Consider the following 25321-nt stretch of genomic DNA (forward strand, 5'->3'; position numbering starts at 1 on the left):
CCCACTATGCTGTCCCACCATGCATCCCGTGAAACCCAACATTCTCACCATCGCAGGCTCCGACTCGGGCGGCGGTGCCGGGATCCAGGCCGACCTTAAGACGTTCCACGCGCTCGGCGCGCATGGCCTGACCGCCATCACCGCCGTCACGTCCCAGAACACCCGAGGGGTCACGGCGATCCATGCGCTACCGCTCGCGCACGTCCGCAGCCAGATCGATACCGTTTTCGACGACTTCCCCATCGCCGCGGTGAAGACCGGCATGCTGGGGAGCGCCGCCGTCACACGCCACGTCGCGGCCCAGATGCGGCGGCGGAAGCCCGCCTGGCTCGTCGTCGACCCCGTGATGGTCGCCACCACCGGCGCGCGGCTGCTCGACGACGACGCCATGGAAACGCTGCTGACCCGCCTGATTCCGCTGACCGACGTCCTGACCCCCAACCTGCCCGAAGCCGAGGCGCTGCTCGGCAGGGCGCCGGGGCGCGATCTCGATGCGGCCGGGGCCGACCTGCTGGCCCTCGGCGCACGTGCGGTACTGCTGAAAGGCGGGCACGGGCGCGGGGCGGAGGTCGTCGACCGCTACTACGATGCCCACGGCATGTTCGAGGTGCGCCATCCCCGCCTGCCGATCGAAGGCCACGGAAGCGGTTGCACGCTCGCGTCCGCCGTGGCCGCGGGCCTCGCGCGGGGCAAATCGCCGCACGCGGCCGTCCGCGCGGCGATCGCGTGGGTGGACAAGGCGTTACGGCGGGGCTGGCGGCCAGGCGCGAGCGCCGTCCACGTGCTCGGACATTGAGCGCGGAGTATCCTATCCGCGTTGATACCGGCCCCCGGGGCCCCAGATATCGCCCGTCACCCTCGAGTCCAACCCCATGAATTTCCTCGGGCCGCGCTTCATCGTCCTGTACATCCTGATCCTCTTCACGCTGTGCGTCCTGCTCGTGCACCTGCGCGGCCGCTCGCGCCTGCGCTTCGATCGCCAGCTGGTGGATCACTCGGCGATCTTCGCCCCATACAACCTGCTGATGTACGCGTTCTCCGCGGTGCCGGCGCGCCCGATCCTCGATCGCCGCGGGTTCCCGCAACTCGACCTGCTGCAGAACAACTGGCAGGTCATCCGCGAGGAAGCGATGCACCTCTTCGACGAGGGGTTCATCCGCTCGGCGGAAAAGCACAACGACGCCTCGTTCAACTCGTTCTTCAAGCAGGGCTGGAAGCGCTTCTACCTGAAGTGGTACGGCGAGCCGCTCGCCTCCGCCGAAGCCCTTTGCCCGGAAACGGTGAAGCTGCTGAACTCGATCCCGAGCGTGAAGGCGGCGATGTTCGCGCTGCTGCCACCCGGCAGCAAGCTCAACCCGCACCGCGATCCCTTCGCCGGCTCCCTGCGCTACCACCTCGGCCTCATCACGCCGAACTCGGACGACTGCCGCATCTTCGTCGACGGCGAGATGCACGCCTGGCGCGACGGCAAGGACGTCGTCTTCGACGAGACCTACGTGCACTGGGCCGAGAACCGCACCGACCAGACGCGCGTGATCCTCTTCGCCGACGTCGAGCGCCCGCTGAAAAGCGGCATGATGACGGCGATCAACAAGCGCGTCGGCGCCTTCATGGGCTCGATCACCGCGTCGCCGAACAGCGACGACGGCAAGGAGCAGGTCGGCTTCGTCAATCGCATGTTCGCGCTGAACCAGCGTGGCCGCGAGCGCACGCGTCGCTTCAAGAAGGCCAACCCGAAGCTCTTCCGCGTCGCCAAGTACATCGGCATCGTGCTGATGGTCTGGCTGATTTTCCTGGCGCCCTACCCCTTCATCCGGGGTTAAACCGACTTCACGCGCCGCCGCTCCGATGGCGCGATACTCCGATCGGGTGAGCCCCCGACGGAGACACCGGCAATGAAGCGACCTGGCTGGAAAGTCACGCTACTCGTTCCGCTGGCCGCCTTCGTGGCCGCGGCGCACGGAGGGACGGTGCCCGCGCAGGCCCCGCGCGACCTGGGGCCCGTCGTGGCGCGCCTCGTCGACGCCACGACGACGGACGCGGAAAGCCAGGCTCTGGCGTTCCGCGCTCTGATAGGACTGGGCCGCCCGGCCGTTCCCTATGTGGTATCGCACCTCGGCGACGGCCGACGCCTGCCCGAACGCTCGATATGGATACGGGCACCCACGGGACGCGCGGATACGCAGTACCACCCCTGGTTCGTGCACGACGGACTGCTCGCGGTGCTGAAGGAAATCACGGGGTATTCCCGCGCGCCACTCACAGGACACCTGCTGCCGTCGCAGCGGGAGCGCAGCGTGCGCAAGTGGGTGCGGTATTGCGAAGAGCGCTATCCCGCGCAGGCGAAGGTGTGCAACTCGGGCGTCGCCGTCGCCCCGACGCACGCTGGAGTCCGCGGCGAGACGATCGTTCGTCGCGAGGATTGACAACCCTTCCGGACGAAAAAAACCCCGCTTTCGCGGGGTTTTCGTTGTCATCAGGCCGTGGCCTTGATCCGCTCGACGATGGCATCGCCAAAGGTATCGGTCGTGCCGGTGCCGCCGACGTCGGGCGTCGTGCGGTCGCGGGCGTTCATGACGTCGCTGATCGCGGCGCGCAGGCGCGTGCCCTTGGCCACCATGCCGAGGTGATCGAGCATGTCGGCCGCGGCGAGCAGCAGCGCGCACGGGTTGGCCTTCTTCTGGCCGGCGATGTCCGGTGCGGAACCGTGGACGGCCTCGAAGATCGCGGCGTCCTTGCCGATGTTCGCGCCCGGGGCGAGGCCCAGGCCGCCGACGAGACCGGCGCAGAGGTCGGAGAGGATGTCGCCGAACAGGTTGGTGGTGACGATCACGTCGAACTGGTACGGGTTCATCACCAGCTGCATGCAGGCGTTGTCGACGATCATTTCCTGGAACTCGAGGTCCGGGAAGTCCTTCGCCACTTCGCGCGCCACGTCGAGGAACAGGCCCGACGAGGTCTTCATGATGTTGGCCTTGTGCACGGCCGTGACCTTCTTGCGGCCCTTCTGCCGGGCCATCTCGAAGCCGTAGCGGCAAATGCGCTCCATGCCCGGGCGGGTGTTGCGGATCACCGACACGGCGACCTCGTTCTCGCCCTCGCCCTCACGCGTCTGGCCCTCGGCCATGTACGCGCCCATGGTGTTCTCGCGGACCGTGATGATGTCGATGTTGTCGTAACGCGCCTTCGTGCCCGGGAAGCTGATCGCCGGACGCACGTTGGCGTAGAGGTCGAACTTGCGGCGCAGGGTGACGTTGATCGAGGTGAAACCGCCGCCGATCGGCGTGGTCAGCGGGCCCTTCAGCGCCACCTTGTGCTTCGCGATCGCATCGAGCGTGCCCTGCGGGAGCAGGTCGCCGTGCTTCTCGAGGGCCACCACGCCGGCATCCACGTAGTCGTAGGTCAGGCCGCAGTCGAGGGCATCGAGGACGCGGATGGTCGCGTCCATGATCTCGGGGCCGATGCCGTCGCCGGGGATAACGGCAATGGTCTTGCTCATGGGGTAACTCCTGGAGGAAGGCGGGCGCATGCGCGCTGGGGACGCGCGCGGGGAGAAAATCGCCTAATTATCGGCGATCCGGCCCGCTTCCTTCAAGGTTCACTGCGGCTCAGGCGGCCGGATGGTCCTCGCAGGCCGCCGCGTCCGCCGGGGCTTCGCCCTCGAGCGAATCGAGGAAATCGACCGCGCGGCGGAGGTGGGGGATCACGATCGAGCCGCCCACGACGAGGCCGACGCTGAACACCTCGAAGAACTCGTCTCGGTTGACCCCGGCTTCCTTGCACTGGGCGACGTGGTAGCTGATGCAGTCGTCGCAGCGCAGCACCATGGAGGCGACCAGACCGAGCATTTCCTTGGTCTTCACGTCCAGCGCGCCGGCCCGGTAGGTCTGGGTATCCAGGGCGAAGAAACGGCGGACGACCTGGTTGTCCTCACCGAGGATCCGCTCGTTCATGCGCTTGCGGAACGCGGTGAATTCCTCGACGCGATCGCCAGCCATCAGTGCGCCGCCTCGAGGATTTCGGCCAGGCGGCCGTTACGGTCGGCGGCCGCCAGGTCGTCGAAGCCGCCCACGTGCGTGCCGTTGATGAAGATCTGGGGCACCGTGCGGCGGCCGCCGCTCTTTTCGAGCATGACGTCGCGCTGCGCCGGATCCATGTCGATGCGCACCTCGTTCCAGGCCAGGCCCTTGGCCTTCAGGAGGTTCTTCGCCGCCACGCAATAGGGGCAGACGGCGGTGGAATAGATGGTGATGTCGGGGGTGGACATGGGAGGATTTCCTGAAACCGGATGACCGCTAAATGACGGTTTGGCGCTCATTTTACAAGGCGGACGAACCGTTGGGCAGCGCCGCGGTCCAAGGCCATCCGAGCGCCTCCGCCGTGGAGGTCGACTCATCGTTAAGTGATGGTATCGTCGCCGGACCTATGCGCCCCTCGTTCTCCCGCCTCGCCCTCGCCGCCGCCACCGCCCTCGTCACGCTCGTCGCGGGGGCGCAGGACGCCGTCCGCCTGCCCGATCTGGGCAGCTCGGCGAACGCCCTGATCAGCCCCCGCGAGGCCGATCAGTACGGGGCGATGATGCTCCGCCAGATGCACGCGCTCGACCTCACGGTCGACGACGCCCTGCTCGACCAGTACATCAACGACCTCGGGTTCCGCCTCGTCGCGGCGAGCGACCGGCCGAAGGACCACTTCCAGTTCTTCATCGTCCGCGACACCCAGATCAACGCGTTCGCCGCGCCGGGCGGCTACATCGGCGTGAACGCCGGCCTGATCAACATCACCACCAGCGAGGCCGAGCTGGCGGGCGTCATCGCGCACGAAATCGGGCACATCACGCAGAACCACCTGTATCGGGCGTTCGAGGATTCCAAGAAGAACGCGCCCCTGATGGCCCTCGTCCTGCTCGGCGCCATCGCGGCGGGCGCCGGCGGCGGCGCGGGCGATGCCGCGCCCGCGGTGCTGATGGGCGGCCAGGGCCTGCTCCTGCAGCGGCAGATCAACTTCACGCGCAAGGACGAGATCGAGGCCGACCGCGTCGGCATCCAGACGCTCGCGAACTCGGGCTACGATCCCGACGCCATGGCCGACTTCTTCGGCCGCATGCAGGACACCATGCGCGTCGGCGAAGGCGAGGAAGCCCTGCCGGCGTTGTTGCAGACCCACCCCGTCACCCTCGCCCGCATCAGCGACGCGCGGGCGCGGGCGCGCGTGCTGGAGGAGCGGATCGCGAACCGGCCACCTCTGCCCACCATCGACAAGGCGACGTGGGAGAAATCCACCGCACCGGTGCTGTTCGTCAAGGATCCCACGACCCTGATCTCCGCCGGCGCCAAGGTGGCGAAGGACAGCGTCGCCGATACCTACGCGCTCATGCGCGAACGCGATCGCGTGCTGTCCGGCGATGTCCAGAAGCTGGCCGCGTACTACGCCACGAACCTTGAACGGAAGGATTTCGACACCGCCGCGAACCGCTACGGCTACGCGGTGGCGCTCATCCGCTCGAACCGCGGCGCCCAGGCCATCGGTCAGCTGCAACCGCTGCTCGCGCAGCAGCCCGACAACGTCGTCATCCGCCTGGCGATGGCCGACGCGTACGTCGACGCCGGCAGGCACGGCGACGCCATGGCGATCTACAAGGCGCTGCACGCCAACTCGCCCCGGAACCGCGCCGTGACCCTGGGCTACGCGAAAGCGCTGGCGGACACCGGCCGGGCAGACGACGCGCGCGCCGCCACGAGCCTGCTCAGGCCCATGCTCGACGACAGCGACGATCCGGAGATCTTCCGCACCTTCGCGCGGGCCAGCGAGCGCTCCGGCGACACCGTGCGCGCCGCCGAAGCCTACGCGGATAGCGCCTACCTCGCAGGACGGCCGTTCGACGCCATGGAGCAGCTCAAGCGGCTCCTGAAGCGCGACGACCTCGACTACTACCAGCGCTCCCGCATCCAGGCCCGGATCAGCGACCTGACGCCCCTGCTGCTGGAGCTACGCAAGCGCCGGGTCAGCACCGACGACAACCCCGACGGCCGGAGCCAGTAAGAGGTTCCGGCCAATTGTGACGATTGTCATTGCCGTGTAACACAGCATGGCTGCAATATGACCGTCATAGCCAATGAGCGGCCCCAGCGTGCACAAACGCATCCTTATCGTGGAAGACGAGGCTTCGATTCGCGACATGGTCGCCTTCGCGCTTCGCAAGGCGGGCATGGACGCGGCGCACGCCGCCGACGCCCGCGCCGCACAGATGGCCATCTCCGAGCGGGTCCCCGACCTGATCCTGCTCGACTGGATGCTCCCCGGCACCAGCGGCCTGGAACTGGCCCGGCGCCTGCGTCGGGAGGAACTCTCGCGAGAGATTCCGATCATCATGCTCACCGCGCGCGGCGAGGAGATGGATCGCGTCAACGGCCTGGAGGCAGGGGTCGACGATTACGTCATCAAGCCCTTCTCCACGCGCGAGCTGATCGCCCGCATCAAGGCCGTCCTGCGCCGCAGCCAGGGTGACGACGGCTCCGGCGTCGTCGAGCTGGGCGGCCTGCGCATCGACGGTCCGGCGCACCGCGTCTTCGCCGGCGACGACGCCGTGCCCATCGGCCCCACCGAATACCGCCTGCTGTTCTTCTTCATGACGCACCCCGAGCGCGTCTACTCGCGTGCCCAGTTGCTCGATCACGTCTGGGGCGGCAGCGTCTACGTCGAGGAACGCACGGTCGACGTCCACATCCGTCGCCTGCGCAAGACGCTGGAACCCTGGAAGCTGGACGACATGGTCCAGACCGTCCGCGGCGCCGGTTACCGGTTCTCCGCGAACACCTAGGTATTCGCGGGCCGGGCGCGCTATGGTGCGATCCACCAGACCGTCACCGGCCCTTTCCATGCTCGACCGCTTCCTCGCTTCCTGGCGCCTGCCCGCCGCGTGCCTCGCCCTCCTGGCGGCAGGCACGGGATTCGGTGCGCTCGCGGGCGCGCCGCTTGCCGGCGTGACCCTCGTCGCGCTGCTGGAAACCGTCGTGCTGCTGTCGCTGTTCCGTCATAAAACGCGGCCAATGTTGCAGCCGTCCGCGTCGACCCGCTCCGAACATGACCGTCTGATGACCCGCACCCGTCGAATCGCTTCCCGCCTGCGCGACCTGCGCAGCGCGGCCGGAACCCTGCCCGACGCGGTGGTCCTGCTGGACCACTCCTGGCACGTGCGCTGGTTCAACCATGCGGCCGAGGACCTGCTCGGCCTGAAGCGTCCGCGCGATCGCGGCCGCCTGATCGAAGACCTGCTGCGCAACTCGGAGCTCGCCGACTGGCTGGCCGACGGTGGCCGCGAGCCGCTCAACGACGCGACGGCGCCGGGTCATCCGAACCGCCACGTGACCGCGACGCTGCTGCCCTTCGGCAGCCGCCAGCGCCTGCTGCTCGCGCGCGATACGAGCCACCTCACCCGCCTCGAACAGATCCGCCGCGACTTCGTGGCGAACGTCTCGCACGAGCTGCGCACGCCGCTGACCGTGATCCACGGCTACCTCGAGCTGCTCGATCCCGAGGACGTCCCCGAACTCGCGCCGGTGCTCGACGAGATGCGCGCGCAGTCCAAGCGCATGGGCCAGATCGTCGAGGACCTGCTGACCCTGTCGCGCCTGGAAACGCAGGACCATGTGGCCGACGAACAGGTGCAGATGGCACCGCTGCTGGCGAGCCTGCGCAAGGAGGCCGAAGCCCTGAGCCAGGGGCGGCACACCGTGACGCTCGACATCGCCACGTCGTACGACCTGCTCGGCTCGCCGAAGGACCTGCACAGCGCGTTCTCCAACCTCGTGAGCAACGCCGTGCGTTACACGCCGACCGGCGGCCGCATCGCCATTCGCTGGACGGGCACCGACGACGGCGCCCGGTTCGCGGTGCAGGATTCCGGTTTCGGCATTCCCGCCGCGCATATCGCGCGACTCACGGAACGGTTCTATCGCGTCTCGTCGAGCCGCTCGCGCGACTCGGGCGGCACCGGCCTCGGCCTGTCGATCGTCAAGCACGTGCTGAACCTGCACCAGGCCCGGCTCGTGATCGAGAGCGAGCCCGGCAAGGGTTCGACGTTCGCCTGTGTTTTCGGCAGCGATCGCCTGCTCGACGGCACGCGCCTGCAGGAAGCCGCGGGGCAGCACCCGTAGGCGGGGGCGGCCGATGGTTCCGGGGCTTGCTGCATCGCCGCTTTCCGGCATGATCGCGGATGAGACACCATCGGCTGTCATGAAGCGCGTGGCCAAACGAATGAGCGACATCGACCTCGGCGCCCCCGGGCTCTACATCAACCGCGAGCTCGCGGCGCTGGAATTCAACTTCCGGGTGCTGGCGCAGGCGCGCGATCCCGACGTCCCCGTGCTGGAGCGGCTGCGCTACCTCACGATCGTCAGCAACAACCTCGACGAATACTTCGAAGTGCGCGTGGCTGTGCTCAAGCACAAGCATGCGCTCGGCGCGGCCATCCCCGGTGCCGACGGCCTGTCGTCCACGGAAATCCTCACGCGCATCCGCGAACGCACGCTGGAACTCGTGGACGAGCTGTTCACCATCTGGCGCGAGGAACTGCAGCCGGCGCTCGCCGCCGACGGCATCCGCTTCCTCACGCGCGACACCTGGAGCGACAAGCAGCGCCGCTGGCTGCTGGGTTATTTCCAGAACGAGATCATGCCGGTGCTCTCGCCGCTCGGCCTCGATCCCGCGCATCCGTTCCCGCGCATCCTCAACAAGACGCTGAACCTCGCCGTGGTGCTGAAGGGCCGCGACGCGTTCGGCCGCGAGGGCCACATGGCGCTGGTGCGCGCGCCGCGCTCCCTGCCCCGCATCATCCACATCCCCGCCGAAGTCTCCGGCGGCGACGGCGATTTCGTCTTCCTCGCCGAGGTCCTGCAGGCCTTCGCCGACGAGATCTTCCCCGGCTTCCAGGTATGCGCCGCGTACCAGTTCAGGGTGACGCGAAACAGCGAACTGGTGGTGGAGGAAGCGGAGGTCGAGAACCTCGCACGCGCCCTGAGCGAAGAGCTCGCCGGACGCGGCTACGCGCGACCGGTGCGCCTGGAGGTGGGCGAGGATTGCCCTCGCGCGATCACCGACATGCTGATCGCGAACTTCCAGTTGGAGGAAGCCGACGTCTATCGCTGCGACGGCCCGGTGAACATCATCCGCGCCGGGCTCGTCTACGACCAGATCGACCGGCCGGAACTGAAGTTCCCGCGTTTCACGCCGCGGCTGCTGCCCGCGTTCGAGAAAGGCGTGAACGAGTTCGACGTGCTCGGCACGCGCGACGTGCTGCTGCACCATCCGTACGAATCCTTCGCGTCCGTGGTCGAGCTGCTGCGCCGCGCGTCGCAGGACCCGGGCGTCCTGGCGATCAAGCAGACGCTGTATCGCGCCGGCAAGGATTCGCCCCTGGTCGACCTGCTGGTCGAGGCCGCGCGCAACGGCAAGGACGTCACCGTCGTCATCGAGCTGCGCGCGCGCTTCGACGAAGAGGCCAACATCGGGCTGGCCAACCGCCTGCAGGAGGCCGGCGTGCAGGTGGTCTACGGCGTCGTGGGTTACAAGACGCACGCGAAGATGCTGCTCATCGTGCGTCGCGAAGGCAGCGGTCTGCGCCGCTACGTGCACCTGTCCACGGGCAACTACCACCAGGGCAACAGCCGCGGTTACACCGACATCGGCCTCATGACGGCCGACGCCGAGATCGGCGAGGACATCCACAAGGTGTTCCAGCAGCTCTCGGGCCTCGGCCCCATGATCCAGCTGAAGCGCCTGCTGCATTCGCCGTTCACGCTGTACAGCAGCGTCATGGCGAAGATCGAGCGCGAGATCGAACATGCCGCCAATGGCCGGCCCGGCCGCATCGTCGCGAAGCTCAACGCGCTCAACGAAGCGCACGTCGTCGAGGCGCTGTATCGCGCGTCGGTCGCCGGCGTGCAGATCGACCTCATCATCCGTGGCGCCTGCACGCTGCGCCCGGGCATCCCCGGCGTGTCCGAGAACATCCGCGTGCGCTCGATCATCGGCCGCTTCCTCGAACACAGCCGCGTGTACTGGTTCGGTAACGACGGCGCCCCCGAACTCTACTGCGCGAGCGCGGACTGGATGGAGCGCAACCTCATGCGACGCATCGAGATCGGCGTGCCGATCCTCGATCCCGAACTCGCGCGCCGCGTCTACGACGAAACACTCGACAACTACCTGCGCGACAACACGCAGGCGTGGCTGCTCGGCAGCGACGGCCGCTACACGCGCAGCCATCCCGGCCGCGGCGAGGCGCCGCACAGCGCCCAGCAGGCGCTGCTCGCGGCCTATAGCGGATGACGAAGCGCATCCTGCTCCTGTCGGTATCCGCGGGAGCGGGACACGTGCGCGCCGCCGAGGCGCTGGAGGCCAGCGTGGCCGCCCTGGCCGCCGAAGGCCACGACGTCGAAGCGCGGCACCTCGATGTCATGGATTACGTCCCGTCGAGCTTCCGCCGCATCTACGCCGATTTCTACCTGCGCCTCATCACGCGGCATCCGCAGCTGTGGGGCATGCTCTATCGCATCACCGACGACACGCGGCCGGACGCCGTGACCGAGCGCATGCGCCGCACCATCGAGCGCGTGCACACGCGCCGCCTGCGCACGGCGATCGCCGCCTTCGCGCCGGACGCCATCGTCTGCACTCATTTCCTTCCCGCCGAGATGCTCGCCCGGCAGAAACGCAAGGGGCGCATCGATGCCCCGGTCTGGCTGCAGGTCACGGATTTCGACCTGCACCGCATGTGGATCATCCCCGGCATGGCGGGTTACTTCGCGGCCAGTCCCGAGATCGCGCGGCGCATGGCCGCCGTCGGACTGCCACCGGAACGCGTGCATACCACCGGGATACCGATCATGCCGGCGTTCGCCCAGGCGCACGACCGGCGCGCGCTCGCCGCCTCGTTCGGTCTCGACCCCGATCGGCCCGCCTACCTCGTGATGGGTGGCGGGGCCGGCGTCGGCGCGCTCGACGAACTCGCGGAAGCGCTCCTCACGGACAGCGACGGCTTCCAGCTGGTGGTGCTCGCGGGGCGGAACACCGCGATGCTCGAACGCCTGCGCACGCTGGCCGCCACGCGCTACCCGGACCGCCTCTTCCCGCAGGGCTTCACGCCCCATGTCGAGCGGCTCATGGCCTGCTGCGATCTCGCCGTCACGAAGCCCGGCGGCCTGACCACGTCGGAATGCCTCGCGATGGGCCTGCCGATGATCGTCAACGCGCCGATCCCCGGCCAGGAAGAACGCAACGCCGACTATCTGCTCGAACAGGGCGCCGCGTGGAAGGCGATCGACGCCGTCGCGCTGGCCTGGCGGATCGGCCAGCTGCGCGCCGACCCGCCGCGACTCGCCGCGATGGCGGAGCGGGCACGCGCGATCGGACGGCCCCACGCCGCGCGCGACGTGATCCACACCGTCATCGCCCACCTGGACGCCGCATGATCCATTCTCCCGGACGGCGCGTGGCGTCCGTCGTCGCCACATTCCTGTTCACGCTGCTGCTCGCCTTCCTGTTCGCCCACGTGGAGATCGAGATCGAAGGCCCGCATGGCTGGGCGAGCAGCCTGCCGACCTGGCGGGTGGAGAATCACTGGCTGCTCGACCTGCTCTGGGGCGGCCGCGCGATGACGGGCTACCACGCCTGGGTGTTTCCGTTCATCGCCCTGTTCTTCCACTTTCCGATGGTGTTCCGTGGTTTCTGGAGCTGGCGGGCCCAGGTGCGCGCCATCGCGTGCGTGATGCTGTTCTGGGTGGCCGAGGACGCCCTGTGGTTCGTCCTCAACCCGGCCTTCGGACTCGCGCGCTTCGACCCGGTCGACGTGCCCTGGCACCGGCACTGGTGGGGCCCGGCGCCGACGGACTACTGGGTCTTCGGATTTCTCTGCCTGCTGCTGTTCGCGCTATCGGCGATGCCGAAAGCCCGTCCTTCCCACGATCGCTCGCTTGCACGCAAGCCCTGACCCCATGCCAGAATCAACCGATAGCCCGCTGCGGACATTTCCCCTTGGCACCGACAGCTAAATCGCAGATCAACGAAGGCGAGCTCCTTGCCGCCGTCGACCTCGGCTCCAACAGCTTCCACATGGTGGTGGCGCGCTACGAACACGGCGAACCCCGGGTGATCGATCGCCTCCGCGACTCCGTGCGCATGGCGGTCGGCCTGCGCCCCGACGGGACGCTCGACGCCAGCCACCGCGCCGCGGCGCTCGCGAGCCTCGCCCGTTTCGGCCAGCGGATCGCCGGCATTCCCGCCCTGCACGTGCGCGCCGTGGCGACGAACACGGTGCGCCGGCTCGCCTCGCCGCATGCGTTCCTTTCGGCCGCCGAGGCCGCGCTCGGCCACCCCGTGGAAATCGTCTCGGGACGCGAGGAGGGACGCCTGATCTTCCTCGGTGCCGCGCACGACCTGCCGGCGTCGCGCGACCACCGCCTCGTGATCGACATCGGCGGCGGCAGCACGGAGTTCATCATCGGCCGCGGCACGTCGCCGGTGCTGACGGAAAGCGTGCAGGTCGGTTGCATCGCCTCCACGCTGCGCTTCTTTCCCGGCGGCAAGATCACGCGCAAGCGCTGGCAGCGCGCGCGCCGCGAGATCGGCGTGCTGCTGCAGCAGTTTTCCGAGGACTATCGCGAAGCCGGCTGGGGTGACGCCTACGGTTCGTCCGGCACGGCGAAGGCCATCGGTGCCGTCGTTCGCGCGATGAAGCTCTCCGAGGACGGCATCACGCCGGAGTCGCTCGCCGCGATCCGCGAGGCGCTGATCGAGCAGGGCTCCTCCGCGACGCTGAAGCTGCCCGGCCTCGCCGACGATCGCGCGGAAGTCTTCGCCGGCGGCGTGGCGATCTTCGAAGCCGCTTTCGACGCGCTGGGCATCGATCGCCTGCGGGTATCGGAAAGCTCGATGCGCGAAGGCCTGCTGTGGGACCTGATCGGCCGTTCGGCCGGCACGGACCCGCGCATGGCCAGCATCGATTCGCTGGCCGCGCGTTACGGCGTCGATCGCGCGCAGGCGCGTCGCGTCGAAACCACCGCGCTGTCGCTGTTCGATCAGCTGGCGAAAGTCTGGAAGCTCGACGACGACGCACGCGAATGGCTTTCGTGGGCGGCGCGCGTGCATGAGCTGGGGCTCGCGATCGCCCACAGCCAGCACCAGCGTCACGGCGCCTACATCCTCAAGCACGCGGACATGGCCGGCTTCTCGCGCCAGGAGCAGCAGCTGCTCGCCGCGATCGTGGAGTCGCACCGGCGCAAGCCCGAGAAATCCACGATCTCCGCCCTGCCCGTGCGCTACCGCGTGCTGGCCCGGCACATCACGGCGATCCTGCGCCTCGCCGTCCTCTTCCGTCGCGCGCGCCGGGCCGAAGCCCTGCCCAGGATCCGCGTGGTGGCGACGCGCCAGCGGCTGCGCCTGTCCCTCCCGGCGGACTGGCTCGACCAGCATCCGTTGACCGAGGCCGACCTCGAGCAGGAGCGCGAGCCCCTGGCCGAACTGGGCCTCGAGCTGGAGATCGTGACCGAATGAGGGCGATCGCACCCGCGAAGGGGGGTATCATGGCGGGATCGTTCCAGCGTCACGACCGGTCGCCCATGTTCAGAGCCGTACTTGCCAGCGTCTTCCTCGCCCTGCCCGTCGCCGCGCTCGCGCAGCAGGCGGCCCGGCCCGCGGCATCGGCGCCAGCGGCGGTCGAGCATCCGCGCGTCGTCATGCACACGACGCAGGGCGACTTCACGCTGGAGCTGTTCCCCGAGAAAGCCCCGAAGAGCGTCGCGAACTTCCTCCAGTACGTGCGCGACGGCTTCTACGACGGCACGGTCTTCCACCGCGTGGTCGACGGGTACATGGTGCAGGGTGGCCTCTACAGCCGCGACCTGACCCAGCGCCGCACGCGTGCCGCCATCCCGAGCGAGGCCGACAACGGGCTGTCGAACCTGCGCGGCACCGTCGCCGTGGCGCGTGGCACGGACGCCAATTCCGGCACCTCGCAGTTCTTCGTCAACCTGGTCGACAACCGTCGTCTGGATTACGTCAGCAACCAGAGCGGCATGACCTGGGGCTTCGCCGTGTTCGGCAAGGTCGTCGCCGGCATGGATACCATCGACAAGATCGCCAAGCTGCCCACGCGTCCGCAGGGTCCGTTCGTCGGCGACGTCCCCAATCCCCTGGTGATCATCGATTCCGCGAGTGTCGTGGGCGAGGACAAGCCGGCGCCCGCCGGCGCCGCCACCGCCGGTCCTCCGGCCAAGGCCGCCCCCGCGACGGCCACGCCGGCGAAGGCCCCCGAGCCGAAGAAGGGCGAGAAGAAGCCCGCGGCGACGTCGTCGAAGCCGGCATGAGCACGCTGTTCATCGCGGACCTGCACCTCGACGACGCCCGGCCCGACATCACCGCCCTCTTCGAGCGCTTCCTCGCGTCCGACGAGGCGCGCGGCGCGAGTGCCTTCTACATTCTCGGCGACCTGGTCGAAGCCTGGATCGGCGACGACGACGACGCGGAACTGCCCGCGCGCATCGCGACCGCGACGAGCGGCCTGCGCGACGCGGGCGTCCCGGTCTACTTCATGGTCGGCAACCGCGATTTCCTGCTCGGCGAGTCGTTCGCCGGACGGGCGGGCATGGAATTGCTCGACGATGGCACCGTGCACACGATCGAAGGCGTCCCGACCCTGCTGATGCACGGCGACGTGCTCTGCACCGACGATGTCGAATACCAGGCGGTGCGCGCGCAGGTGCGCACCGACGCCTGGAAGCGACAGATCCTCTCGATGCCGCTGGAGGCTCGTCGCGCGTTCGCCGCCAAGGCGCGCAGCGACAGCAAGTCGCGCACCGGCCGCATCGACGAGACGATCATGGACGTCAACCAGGGCGCGGTCGAAGCGACGATGCGCGATGCCGGCGTCGTACGCCTGGTGCACGGCCATACGCACCGGCCGGCCATCCACGACTTCGCGCTCGACGGCGCACCCGCCCAGCGCATCGTGCTGGGCGACTGGTACGACCACGGGTCGGTGCTTCGCATCGACGGTGAATCGACGGAACTGCGCGGACTCACGGTCCCGTAGCGACCAAAGGATGGGAGCCGGGTGGGAGCCGATCGTATCGGCGATCCCGCGGCAGCGGGCACGCTCGACGAGGCCTCCCAACGCAACGCCGCTTCGTTTGCTGCAGAGGCACCCGTGCGGCAACTTCTCAGCGCCGTCGCCGATACGATCGGCTCCCACCATTTGGTCCTCGGGCCGTCGGTCAGGCCAGCGTTTTCAACCAGACGAGCTCGGATTCCGAGAAGCCGGCCGCGCGGCGGGCATCGAGGTTGAACGGCCCGCGCAGCGAGCCGTTCATGTAGTCGTCGAGAAGCGTCGCGAACGTCGCTTCGGGATCGATGCCATCGCGGGCGCAGCACCAGTGGAACCAGCGCGTGCCGGCGGCGACATGCGCGACCTCCTCCCGAAGGATGACCTCGAGGATCGCCACGGTGCGATCGTCGCCCTGACGGCGTAGCCGTTCCATCATGCCCGGCGTCACATCGAGGCCACGCGCCTCGAGCACGCGCGGCACCAGCGCCATGCGGGCGGTGTCGCTATGGGCGGTCTTCTCCGCCATTTCCCACAAGCCGTTATGCGCGTCGAAGTCGCCGTACGCGTGGCCGAGTTCGGCGAGCCTTTCCGAGAGCATCGTGAAGTGCCGCGCTTCGTCGTTGGCGCACGATGCCCAGTCGCGGTAATAGGCGTCGGGTTTGCCGCGAAAACGATAGATCGCGTCCCATGCCAGATCGATGGCGTTGAATTCGATATGCGCGATCGCGTGTACGAGCGCGGCGCGCCCGGCCTCCGTGCCGAGGCCGCGCTGCGCGAGCTCGCGGGCGGGAACGAGCCGGGGCCGCGCGGGGCGGCCCGGAAGACCGATGGGATCCGGTGGCGGCGATGCGGCGTCAGGGCCGAGCGTGCCGGCGTTCAGCGCGGTCCACGCCGCGAAGGTCAGGCGGACCTTCTCCGCGGGCTCGGTCGCATCGAGACAGCGGCGGGCGGCGGCATGGAGATCGTTCATCGCTGTAAAAAACGCTAGTGGGAAGCGCGCCAGCACGCTTCCCACGACCGTCGTCAGGCGCTTCGCCGTTCGTTCTTCGCGGCGTCGGAACGCAGGGTCTCCTGCTGTTCGAGGAAACCCTCCGCGACGCCGGTGACGTACTCGCCGGAGAAGCACGAGGTGTCGAACTGCTTGAGGTCTTCGTTGCCGTCCGTGACCGCCCAGATCAGGTCGTCGAGATCCTGGTAGATCAGCCAGTCGGCGCCGAGCGCCTTCTCGACCTCCTCCACCGTGCGGCCCGCGGCGATCAGTTCGGACGCAGCCGGCATGTCGATGCCGTAGATGTTCGGGTAGCGCACCGGCGGCGCGGCGGAGGCGAAATAGACGTTCTTCGCGCCCGCGTCGCGGGCCATCTGGATGATCTGCTTCGACGTGGTGCCGCGCACGATGGAGTCGTCGACGAGCAACACGTTCTTCTTGCGGAACTCCAGGTCGATGGCGTTGAGCTTGCGGCGCACCGACTTCACGCGTTCACCCTGCCCCGGCATGATGAACGTGCGGCCGATGTAGCGGTTCTTGACCAGGCCTTCGCGCATCGGGACGCCCAGCGCCTGCGCCAGCGAGCTGGCCGCGGTGCGCGACGTATCCGGGATGGGAATGACGGCGTCGATGCCGTGGTCGGGACCACGCTCGCGCAGGATCTTCTCGGCGAGCTTCTCGCCCATGCGCAGGCGCGCCTTGTAGACCGAGACGTCCTCGATCATCGAATCCGGACGGGCGAGGTACACGTACTCGAAGATGCACGGCGCGTGCACCGCGCCCTCGGCGCAGCGCTGGGCGTGCAACTGCCCGCCCTCGGTGATGATCACGGCTTCGCCGGGCTCGATGTCGCGCACGCGGCGGAAACCCAGGATGTCGAGCGCCACGGATTCGGACGTCACGGCGTACTCGCGGCCCTCGGTGGTGTCGCGCTCGCCGAGCACGAGCGGACGGATGCCGTTCGGGTCGCGGAACGCGATCAGGCCATAGCCGAGCACGAGCGCGATGCAGGCATAGCCGCCACGGGCGCGGGCGTGCACGCCGGCGATCGCCTTGAACACGTGCTCGGGCGTCAGGTCGCCGCGATCCTCCACCTGCAGTTCGTGCGCGAGCACGTTGAGCAGCACTTCGGAATCCGAATCGGTATCGATGTGCCGGCGATCGTCCTCGAACATCTCCTTGCGCAGGGTCTCGGTGTTCACGAGGTTGCCGTTGTGCGCGAAGGCGATGCCGTAGGGCGAGTTCACGTAGAAGGGCTGGGCCTCTTCCGTGCCTTCGGAGCCTGCCGTGGGGTAACGGCAATGACCGATGCCGATGCGGCCGCGCAGCTTGCTCACGCCCGCCGAATTGAAGACGTCGCGAACGAGTCCGTTGCCCTTGTGCAGGCGCAGGCGCGCGCCATCCACGGTGGCGATACCGGCGGCATCCTGCCCGCGATGTTGCAGGACGGTCAGGCCGTCATACAGGGCCGATGCCACTTCCGTGGTACCGACGATGCCGATGATTCCGCACATGGTGTTGCCTTCTGCTTTAAGGAGCCGCCGTGGATGCGGCGGCTGGGTGAGCTTTCGAATCTTGCGTTGGCCGCGCGGGTACCGTGAGGTCGCGCAGTTTCATCAGTTGTTCCCGGCTCGGCAAGGCGACGTCGGGCATCTTCATGTTTTTCAGCGACTCGGGCGGATGCATGTAGTCGCGCACGTTCGCGGGAATCTGCTGACCCAGCCAGGCCGCCGGCGCCGCGAACTGCGGCAGCATCGTCGACTCGCGCCATAGCGGCTGGGCGGGCAGCGGCGTGAATTCCAGCATGAACACCACCGCGCTCACGATCAGTACGCCACGCGCCAGCCCGAACAGCGAGCCGAAAAACCGGTCGACGCCGCCCAGCCCCGTGCCGGACACCAGCCGGCCGATCAGGAACCGGAACACCGCACCCACCAGCAGCACCACGATGAAGCACAACCCGTAGCCGATCGCCATCCGGGCGGTGGGCAGCGGGACACTGCTTTCGAAATACGTCGCCACCGTAGGGCCGAACATCCACGCCAGCCAGAACGCCGCGACCCAGATCACGAGCGAAAGCACCTCGGAAATGAGGCCTCGCATGAGGCCGATCAAGACCGAGAGGAACAGCACGGCAAGAATGACGTAATCGGCCCAGTTCACACGGCGCTCCCGGATTGACGGTGGCGTTGTCGTCGAAAGCGCCTTACGGCGCGGTCACGACGACGCCATCGAGGCCCACCTTGGCCTTGATCGAATCTTTCAGGCGCACCGCGTCGTCGCGCTGGGTCTGCGGCCCGGCGCGGACGCGCCAGAGCTTCGCGCCGCTCGACGAGGCGATGCTGTCCACGTAGCCCGGGATGCCCGCGGCGCGCAGCCGGTCGCGCAGGCGCCCGGCCTCGGCCTCGCTGGACACCGCGGCGACCTGTACGGCGAAGCCACCGGCGCGCGGCGCGGCGGCCGGCACGGCCGGCGTCGCGGCGCCCGGGGCCGATGCGGGTGCGGCGCGAGCGGGCGCCGGCGCGTCGGCCGTCTGGTTCTCCGCCTTCGTGGACAGGCTGGCCGGCGCGCCCGGTACCGCGGCGACGATCTTCAGCCGCGCCGCCTCGGCGGCGGCACGGGTCTCGAACGGACCGGCGTTGACGCGCGTGAGCGCCTTGCCCGCCTGGGTGGTCGACGCGGTGCTGACCGGATAACCGAGCGCCTTGACCTTCTGCACCAGCGCATCGGCCTTGGAGCGGTCCGCGTAGGCGCTGAGATTGATGCTGTAGCTGCCGCGCGCGGCGGTGCCCGGCGGCAGCGCCGGTGCCTCGGCGGGCGTCGCGGCGGGCGCGGGTTTCGTGGGCTTGGGCGACGGCGCGGGCACGGCCGGAGCGGGCTTGCTCGCGGCCGGCGCGTTGGCGAAGTCTTCCGGGAGCGCGTCCGCCGGCTTCCGCGAGGCGATATCCACGGAGGCCAGCTTGCCACCGGCGGCCGGGGTAACGGTCGCGGCGGGTGCCGAGGCCGGGGCGGCTGGCGTCGCAGCAGGAGACGTCTGCGCGGCCTGGCCGGCCGGCGCGCGCGGCGGCGTGCCGGGCGGGGCGACGTCGAGGGTACGCGTCTGCAGGTCGCGGTCGGGCGCCGGCGGGATGGCGAGGCTCACGGTCTGGTCGGTGTCCGTCTTCGGCGGCGTGCTGGAGAACATCATCGGCACGAACAGGACGATCAGCGCGATCAGGACAGCGGCACCCAACAGGCGTGTTTTCAAGGAAGGCTCCATACGACCGGTGCAAAGCGGATCGCGACGATTATACCCGGCATCGGGGTCCGCCCGATGCTTCCGGTCGCGCCGGCGTTCACGCCGATGCGGAGAGCGCCGCGCCCGCGACGAAGAACGAGCCGAACAGCAGCACCGTATCGTCGTCGGCCGCCGCGGATCGCGCCGCGGCCCATGCCTCGCCGACCGTCGCATGGCGATCGAAAGCGGCAGCCGGAAAGACGCCCGCCAGCGCCGTCGCCAGGGCCTCCGCCGGGAGCCCGCGCGGCGTGTCGGCGTCCAGACCGGCGAGGAACCAATGATCGATGCGGTCGCCGAGCGCGGCGATGACACCGGCCACGTCCTTGTCCGCCAGCGCGCCGTAGACGGCCAGCACGCGGCCACCGTCGTTCCGCGCGTCCAGCCAATCGGCGAGGGCTCGCGCAGCCTGTGGGTTATGGCCGACGTCGACGAGCGTCCGCGGCCGGTCCGCTATGCGCTGCAGTCGCCCTCCGACCCGCACCGTCGTCAGCGCATGAGCGATCGCCGCGACCGGGACGGTCACCCGGCCACCCAGCGCATGTAGCGCCGCGATGGCCGCCGCGGCGTTCGCCCTCTGCACGGGTGCGTCGAGCGCCGGCGACGGGAGCTCCAGCGACGTACCGTCGCGATGGGTCCAGCGCCACCCTGGCGCGGCGTCCTCCGCGACGAAATCGATCCCGGCCCGGACGATCGCCGCACCGATCGCCCCCAGCGCGTCGAGCAGACCCTTCGGAGGCGATGCCTCGCCGACGATGACCGGCCGCCCCGCCCGCGCGATGCCCGCTTTCTCCCGTCCGATGCTGTCACGGTCGCCGCCGAGCCAGTCCTGATGGTCGAGGTCGACCGTCGTCACCACGGCGACGTCCGCATCCACGATGTTGACGGCGTCGAGCCTCCCGCCGAGGCCAACCTCGAGAATGGCGACGTCCAGCGCGGCCCGCGACATCAGGTCGATGGCGGCCAGCGTGCCGAACTCGAAATACGTCTGCGGGATCGATCCGCGCGCGGCCTCGATGCGCTCGAAGGACGCGACGAGCGCGTCGTCGTCCGCGTCGACGCCATCGATGCGGATGCGTTCGTTGTAACGCAGCAGGTGCGGCGACGTGTAACAGCCGGTGCGATAGCCCGCCGCCCGCAGCATGCCCTCGAGGAGCGCGACCGTGGAGCCCTTGCCGTTCGTCCCGCCGACGGTGATGACGACCGGCGCCGGACGCGGCGCGCCCATCGCATGCCAGACGCCTCGGACGCGGTCGAGACCGAGCTCGATGTCGCGCGGATGCGTCCGCTCCTGGTAGGTGAGCCATTCGGCGAGCGTGCGGGTCATGCGGATACCTTGGCGCGATCGAGTTCGCGCATCCAGAAATCGAGAACGTGGGGCGTCGCTTCGGCGTCGCCCGTTTCCTTCCAGGCCAGTGCGCAATGCATGCCTTCGGCCGGGATGTAACCGCGACCGCGCCAGAACGCCTCGTTGCCACGATAACCGGCCGGCGCACGAGGGTCCGCCGGGCTCCTGCGCACCGAACAGAACGCCGTCCAGCGAAACGGCCCGGCGGAACGCGCGTGGCTTTCCCGCGCGTCGAAGAAGGCATGCCCGATCCCACGCCCGCGAAACGCGGGCAGCAGCACCGATTCGCCAAGATAGAAGACGTCGTCGATCGGCAGGCCGCGCTCCAGGAACGGCTGGTGGAACGCTTCGCCGTCGTCGGCCAGCGGAATGCCGGTGGACACGCCTACGACGCGGCCGCCCTGTTCGCGCGCGACCACGCACACGCTGCGGGACGACGCGGCGTACGCCGCGAGGTAGTCGCGCTCGTAATCGCGATCGCCGTCGTACAGGTAGGGCCACTCGCGGAAAACCGCGATGCGCAGGCCCGCGATCTCGTCGACGACACGCAGGATGTCCTGCCCGATGTGGACACGCACGTCGATGCCGGGAATGTCGCGCATGGAAGGATGGGCCGGAGCGAAAGCGGCAAGCTTAGCGGCTCGCGTGCCCGCCGTGGGCGAGTTGTGGGAGCGGACCTGGCCGCGACGGCTTCTCGCGAAAAGCCATAGGCCCTGCTGCTCACAGGCCAATAGCTGTCGCGGCCAGGTCCGCTCCTACAGGCCGTCCTCGCCGCACAAAAAAAGCCCCGGCGGTGCCGGGGCTTCTGTCGGGAACACGCGGCGATCAGTAACCGTAACCGTCGTCGCGGACGTAGCGGGTGCCGTAGCCGTCGTCGACGTAGGTCGTCGTGGTGGTCACGCGGCGGGTCACGACCGGCGCGTCGTCGTAGACCACCGTGGCCGGGCGGCTGTAATACACCGGGCGGTCGTAGACGACCGTGCGCGGCTGGGTGGCATTGGCGACCAGGCCGACCACCGCGCCGGCGACGATCGCGCCGGCGATCCAGCGGCCCGCGTGATCGTAGTGGCCACCGCGGTAATAGCCGCCACGATAGCCGTAACCGCCACCGTAGTAACCGTGCCCGCCATGGTAGCCGTAGCCACCGCCGTAGTAGCCGTGGCCACGTGCGAACGCGCCCGGAGCGAAGGCCATGAGGCCCGCGGCGGCGAGGGCGAGAACCGGCTTGACGAACTTAGCTTTCATGACAGTTACCTCCGGGTGTTGAGCGCAGATTCGCGCTCCGGCACTGAATCCGGACTGAAGTTTTCTCGACCGAACCTTCACGTTTTCCATGGATTCACGAACGGCTTCCGAAGCAGCCAGCAGCCATGGATGTCGTGGCGCCTGGCGAAGTCGAACGGGATGCTCGGTGCGCTCCAGTCTTCGATGGAGAAATGGGGTTCGAGGGCCGCCCGATCAAGCTGGAAGCGGCGGAAGTTGTTGGAGAAAACGATCACTCCATCGGGCAGGAGGCGGTCCGCGCAGAGCATCAGCAGCTTCACGTGATCGCGCTGCACGTCGAAGTCGTCCGCCTTCTTGGAGTTGGAGAAGGTCGGCGGATCGACGTAGATCAGCCCGTACTGCATCGAACGCTTCTCCAGGAAGGTCAGCGAGTCCTCCTGAACGAGCCGGTGGCGATTGCCCGTGAACCCGTTCAGCGCGAGGTTCCGGGAGGCCCAGTCGAGGTACGTGCCCGACAGGTCGACCGTGGTGGTGTCGCGGGCGTCTCCGGCGGCGGCGTAAACGCTGGCCGTGCCCGTGTAGGCGAACAGGTTCAGGAAATGCTTGCCCGCCGCCAGTTCGCGGATCTTCGCGCGGACCAGCCGGTGATCGAGGAACAGGCCGGTATCCAGGTAATCGGTCGGGTTGATGAGGAAGGAAAGCCCGCCCTCGTGGACCTCGATGAATTCGCCCTTCTGGTCGAACTGCCCGTACTTGGACCCGCCCTTGCCACGCTCGCGCGTCTTCACCGCGATGCGGTCGCGCGGGATGCCGAACACCTCGCCCGCGACGCGCACGATCTCGCGCATGCGGATGCGGGCCACGTCGACCGGCACGTCCTGCGGCGCCTTGTATTCCTGGATGTGCAGCCACTCTTCGTAGACGTCGATGGCGGCGGCGTACTCGGGGAGGTCCTGGTCGTACGCGCGCCAGCACGTGATGCCCTCGCGGGCGAGGCGCTTGCGCAGGTGGCGGACGTTCTTCTCCAGCCGGTTCTTCAGCATCTGCGCGCCGTCCGAAAGCGGCTTCGCCTCGCGGGGCGCCTCGTCGCGCGCGCGCAGCGCGAACGTGAGCAGCGGCGTCTCGAGCGCGCCGTTGTACAGCGCGTAGCGCTTGTCCGGACTCAGGCGCAGCGCGCGCCCCAGCTCCTCGTCTCCCGCGAGCACCGCCGCGCGCCAGCCGGCGAACCGATCCTTCAGGGCCTGGCCGAGGTCGCGGTAGAGCACGGGCAGCTCCGCGCGATCGCCCAGACGCTCGCCGTACGGCGGGTTCGTGATCACCAATCCGAGCGGTGTGTCGGGTGGTGGCGCGACGTGCACGGCGTCGCGCTTGTCGAGGTGCACGAAGCCGGCGACACCCGCGCTCTGCGCGTTGCGCTTGGCGGTCTGCACCATGTGCGGATCGGCGTCGCTGCCGAAGAAGACCGGACGCAGGCCGCGCAGGCCTTCGTCCGCGCGAGCCTTCGCCTCGTCATAGATCGTGCGCCAGAGGGCGTAATCGTGCTTGAGCCAGCCGAGGAATCCGAAATAGTCGCGGCGCAGACCCGGCGCGACGCCGGCGGCCATGAGCGCGCCTTCGATCAGGAGCGTGCCCGATCCGCACATCGGATCGACCAGCGCACCGCCCTCGGCGTAGATACGCGGCCACTGCGCCCGCACCAGCATGGCGGCGGCCAGGTTTTCCTTCAGCGGTGCCTCGCCCTGCTGCTCGCGCCAGCCACGGCGATGCAGCGGCGAACCGGAGAGATCGATGGACAGCGTCGCGCGGTCGCGGCGCAGGCGCACGTTGACGCGCAGGTCCGGTTCCTCGGGGTCGACGTCCGGGCGCGCGCCGCTGGCGGCGCGGAACTGGTCGACGATCGCGTCCTTCGTCTTCAGCGCGATGAACTGGCTGTGGGTGAGCTTGCTCTGCGCGGTGTTGGCATCGACGGCCAGCGTGCCATGCGCCGCCAGGTGCTCCGACCAGTCGATCGACTGAACGCCGGCGTAGAGGGCGTCCGGGTCGGCCGCGTCGAACTCGGCCAGCGGCAGCAGCACGCGGCTCGCCATGCGCGACCAGAGGCACGCGCGATACGCCGTCTCGATCGTGCCGGCGAAGGACACGCCCGCGAGCGCCTCGCGCACGTCGGTGGCGCCGAGGGCGACGAGTTCGTCCTTGAGCAGGTATTCGAGGCCCTTCGGGCAGGTGGCGAAGAACGCGCTCATGCGAGGCCACCCAGGAAACGGCGGAACTCCGCTTCGATGTCGGGCAGCGTCGCACCGAGACGGTGGTCGTCCTGCACGAGGAGCGCCGGCATGGCATGGCCGCGGGCGAACGCCAGGGCCTCGTCGAGGGGACACACGTCGTCGGCGTAACCGTGCACGAGGAACGACGGCACGCCGGTCCGGGCGCCGAACGCCCGCGGGTAGCCGGGGATGCGGGCGGGCAGCGCCAGAAGGAAGAGGCCCGCGACGGGGGCATCCAGCGAGGCCAGACCCGACACGAAGGCGCCCATGCTGGAACCGACCAGCACCGGCGGCACCGGCGAGGCGGCGATCGCCGCGGCGAGGCGGTCCAGGCGCGGCGGCACCGAGCCGGCATGGCCGCGGGCGTCGTCGTCGCGGTAATCGGGGCGCACGGTGGTCCAGCCGAGCGACTCCGCCACGGCGGCCAGCGCGCTGACCTTGGTGGCGTCGGGGCCCGAATCGGAACCATGGGAAAGGATGATGTGGCCGCGCATGGCGGTCTCCGTACGCGGAATGACCGCCTATGTTATCAAAGCGGCATGATCGACATCCTTCACGCCCCCCTGCCCTACGAGGGCCTGCTCCCCGAACGGACGCCCGACGCCGTCGACCTCGTCGTGATCCACTGCACCGAACTGCCCGACCTCGCCATGGCCCGCGAGTACGGGGAGCGCGTGCTCTACGACTCCGGCGCCGGCGCCAGCGGCCACTACTACATCGACCGCGACGGCTCGGTGCTGTGCTACGTGGATCCGCTACGGGTCGCCAACCACACCCGCGGCTACAACCCGCGATCGATCGGCATCGAGCTGGTCAACACCGGCCGTTATCCGGACTGGTTCCACTCGGACCATCAGGTGATGACCGAGCCTTACCCGGCCCGCCAGATCGACGCCCTGCGCGCCCTGCTCGACCATCTCGTGGAGCGCTTCCCGTCGCTGCGCCATATCGCGGGCCACGAAGACCTCGACACCGCCATGGTCCCGGCCAGCGACGACCCGGACAACGAGGTGCCGCGCAAGCGCGATCCCGGTCCGCAGTTCCCCTGGGCACGCGCCTACGACGCCTCCCGCCTGAGCCGGCTCGCCGCATAGCCCCGCTATACTCGCCGCCTACGCACTGC

At 68.9% G+C, this 25321-nt stretch carries 25 protein-coding genes; 13 read left to right on the forward strand and 12 right to left on the reverse strand.

Going from position 1 to position 25321, the window contains the following annotated elements; all coding sequences use genetic code 11:
• The first annotated feature begins 19 nt into the window (after positions 1-19).
• From thiD to BMW54_RS07725, 3 genes are all read left to right on the forward strand, one after another.
• Positions 20-796 carry a bifunctional hydroxymethylpyrimidine kinase/phosphomethylpyrimidine kinase gene (gene thiD / locus BMW54_RS07715; RefSeq protein WP_090054352.1) on the forward strand — a complete coding sequence of 259 codons (777 nt, stop codon included), beginning with the start codon at positions 20-22 and terminating at the stop codon, positions 794-796.
• 100 nt (positions 797-896) lie between these two features.
• Positions 897-1823, forward strand: coding sequence for an aspartyl/asparaginyl beta-hydroxylase domain-containing protein (locus BMW54_RS07720; protein WP_305791354.1), 927 nt, complete (start codon positions 897-899; stop codon positions 1821-1823).
• 72 nt (positions 1824-1895) lie between these two features.
• Positions 1896-2426 (forward strand): hypothetical protein, encoded by a 531-nt coding sequence (locus tag BMW54_RS07725; RefSeq protein WP_090054357.1) that lies wholly within the window; start codon positions 1896-1898, stop codon positions 2424-2426.
• Positions 2427-2476: 50 nt separating this feature from the next.
• Here the strand turns inward: BMW54_RS07725 and BMW54_RS07730 are convergent, their stop codons facing one another.
• From BMW54_RS07730 to grxC, 3 genes are all read right to left on the reverse strand, one after another.
• On the reverse strand, positions 2477-3499 hold the full coding sequence (locus tag BMW54_RS07730) for an isocitrate dehydrogenase (RefSeq protein WP_090054359.1): 1023 nt from the start codon (positions 3497-3499) through the stop codon (positions 2477-2479).
• Between the two features lie 109 nt (positions 3500-3608).
• On the reverse strand, positions 3609-3998 hold the full coding sequence (locus tag BMW54_RS07735; protein WP_090054360.1) for a carboxymuconolactone decarboxylase family protein: 390 nt from the start codon (positions 3996-3998) through the stop codon (positions 3609-3611).
• Positions 3998-4267, reverse strand: a complete 270-nt coding sequence (gene grxC, locus BMW54_RS07740; RefSeq protein WP_090054362.1) for a glutaredoxin 3 — start codon at positions 4265-4267, stop codon at positions 3998-4000. The genes BMW54_RS07735 and grxC overlap by 1 nt, the downstream gene beginning before the upstream one ends.
• Before the next feature lie 158 nt (positions 4268-4425).
• Between grxC and BMW54_RS07745 the strand changes: the two genes are divergently transcribed.
• The 9 genes from BMW54_RS07745 (at position 4426) to BMW54_RS07785 (ending at position 15088) form a co-directional block, all read left to right on the forward strand.
• The gene (locus BMW54_RS07745) at positions 4426-6042 is read left to right on the forward strand and encodes a M48 family metalloprotease (protein WP_090054364.1); all 1617 of its coding nucleotides are present in this window, start codon (positions 4426-4428) and stop codon (positions 6040-6042) included.
• A gap of 88 nt (positions 6043-6130) precedes the next feature.
• Positions 6131-6820 (forward strand): phosphate regulon transcriptional regulator PhoB, encoded by a 690-nt coding sequence (gene phoB, locus BMW54_RS07750; RefSeq protein ID WP_045827901.1) that lies wholly within the window; start codon positions 6131-6133, stop codon positions 6818-6820.
• A 58-nt stretch (positions 6821-6878) separates the two neighbouring features.
• Positions 6879-8156, forward strand: a complete 1278-nt coding sequence (phoR, locus tag BMW54_RS07755) for a phosphate regulon sensor histidine kinase PhoR (protein ID WP_090054365.1) — start codon at positions 6879-6881, stop codon at positions 8154-8156.
• A gap of 100 nt (positions 8157-8256) precedes the next feature.
• Entirely contained in the window at positions 8257-10329 is a 2073-nt protein-coding gene (gene ppk1, locus BMW54_RS07760; RefSeq protein ID WP_254779150.1) for a polyphosphate kinase 1, read from the forward strand.
• A complete protein-coding gene (locus BMW54_RS07765; RefSeq protein ID WP_090054370.1) occupies positions 10326-11471 on the forward strand; it encodes an MGDG synthase family glycosyltransferase in 1146 nt (381 codons plus the stop codon). The genes ppk1 and BMW54_RS07765 overlap by 4 nt, the downstream gene beginning before the upstream one ends.
• Positions 11468-11989, forward strand: a complete 522-nt coding sequence (locus BMW54_RS07770) for a hypothetical protein (RefSeq protein ID WP_090054372.1) — start codon at positions 11468-11470, stop codon at positions 11987-11989. Before BMW54_RS07765 ends, BMW54_RS07770 begins: the two co-directional genes overlap by 4 nt.
• A 44-nt stretch (positions 11990-12033) precedes the next feature.
• Positions 12034-13551, forward strand: a complete 1518-nt coding sequence (locus BMW54_RS07775) for a Ppx/GppA phosphatase family protein (protein WP_090054374.1) — start codon at positions 12034-12036, stop codon at positions 13549-13551.
• A gap of 65 nt (positions 13552-13616) precedes the next feature.
• Positions 13617-14363: a peptidylprolyl isomerase gene (locus tag BMW54_RS07780; protein WP_090055808.1), complete on the forward strand. Its 747-nt coding sequence runs from the start codon at positions 13617-13619 to the stop codon at positions 14361-14363.
• Positions 14360-15088 (forward strand): UDP-2,3-diacylglucosamine diphosphatase, encoded by a 729-nt coding sequence (locus BMW54_RS07785; RefSeq protein WP_090054376.1) that lies wholly within the window; start codon positions 14360-14362, stop codon positions 15086-15088. Before BMW54_RS07780 ends, BMW54_RS07785 begins: the two co-directional genes overlap by 4 nt.
• 181 nt (positions 15089-15269) lie before the next feature.
• On the opposite strand, the gene BMW54_RS07790 is transcribed toward BMW54_RS07785, so the two are convergent.
• From BMW54_RS07790 to BMW54_RS07830, 9 genes are all read right to left on the reverse strand, one after another.
• The gene (locus BMW54_RS07790) at positions 15270-16070 is read right to left on the reverse strand and encodes a ferritin-like domain-containing protein (protein ID WP_090054378.1); all 801 of its coding nucleotides are present in this window, start codon (positions 16068-16070) and stop codon (positions 15270-15272) included.
• A 53-nt stretch (positions 16071-16123) separates the two neighbouring features.
• Positions 16124-17602 (reverse strand): amidophosphoribosyltransferase, encoded by a 1479-nt coding sequence (gene purF / locus BMW54_RS07795; protein ID WP_090054380.1) that lies wholly within the window; start codon positions 17600-17602, stop codon positions 16124-16126.
• A gap of 16 nt (positions 17603-17618) precedes the next feature.
• Entirely contained in the window at positions 17619-18251 is a 633-nt protein-coding gene (locus BMW54_RS07800) for a CvpA family protein (RefSeq protein ID WP_090054382.1), read from the reverse strand.
• A gap of 43 nt (positions 18252-18294) precedes the next feature.
• A complete protein-coding gene (locus BMW54_RS07805; protein WP_090054384.1) occupies positions 18295-19335 on the reverse strand; it encodes an SPOR domain-containing protein in 1041 nt (346 codons plus the stop codon).
• A gap of 88 nt (positions 19336-19423) precedes the next feature.
• Positions 19424-20689: a bifunctional tetrahydrofolate synthase/dihydrofolate synthase gene (gene folC, locus BMW54_RS07810; RefSeq protein WP_090054386.1), complete on the reverse strand. Its 1266-nt coding sequence runs from the start codon at positions 20687-20689 to the stop codon at positions 19424-19426.
• Positions 20686-21312: a GNAT family N-acetyltransferase gene (locus BMW54_RS07815; RefSeq protein WP_090054388.1), complete on the reverse strand. Its 627-nt coding sequence runs from the start codon at positions 21310-21312 to the stop codon at positions 20686-20688. Before BMW54_RS07815 ends, folC begins: the two co-directional genes overlap by 4 nt.
• A 223-nt stretch (positions 21313-21535) precedes the next feature.
• Entirely contained in the window at positions 21536-21955 is a 420-nt protein-coding gene (locus tag BMW54_RS07820) for a hypothetical protein (protein WP_090054390.1), read from the reverse strand.
• 77 nt (positions 21956-22032) lie between these two features.
• Positions 22033-24177, reverse strand: a complete 2145-nt coding sequence (gene rlmKL / locus BMW54_RS07825) for a bifunctional 23S rRNA (guanine(2069)-N(7))-methyltransferase RlmK/23S rRNA (guanine(2445)-N(2))-methyltransferase RlmL (RefSeq protein ID WP_090054392.1) — start codon at positions 24175-24177, stop codon at positions 22033-22035.
• Positions 24174-24692, reverse strand: a complete 519-nt coding sequence (locus BMW54_RS07830) for an alpha/beta hydrolase (protein ID WP_090054394.1) — start codon at positions 24690-24692, stop codon at positions 24174-24176. Before BMW54_RS07830 ends, rlmKL begins: the two co-directional genes overlap by 4 nt.
• 45 nt (positions 24693-24737) lie before the next feature.
• Here BMW54_RS07830 and BMW54_RS07835 point away from each other — a divergent pair, with 45 nt between their 5' ends.
• Complete coding sequence (locus BMW54_RS07835; RefSeq protein WP_090054396.1) at positions 24738-25292, forward strand: N-acetylmuramoyl-L-alanine amidase; 555 nt, start codon at positions 24738-24740, stop codon at positions 25290-25292.
• The last annotated feature ends 29 nt before the right edge of the window (positions 25293-25321 follow it).

Origin of the sequence: Luteibacter sp. 329MFSha, assembly GCF_900111665.1 — a bacterium.
Lineage (GTDB): Bacteria > Pseudomonadota > Gammaproteobacteria > Xanthomonadales > Rhodanobacteraceae > Luteibacter.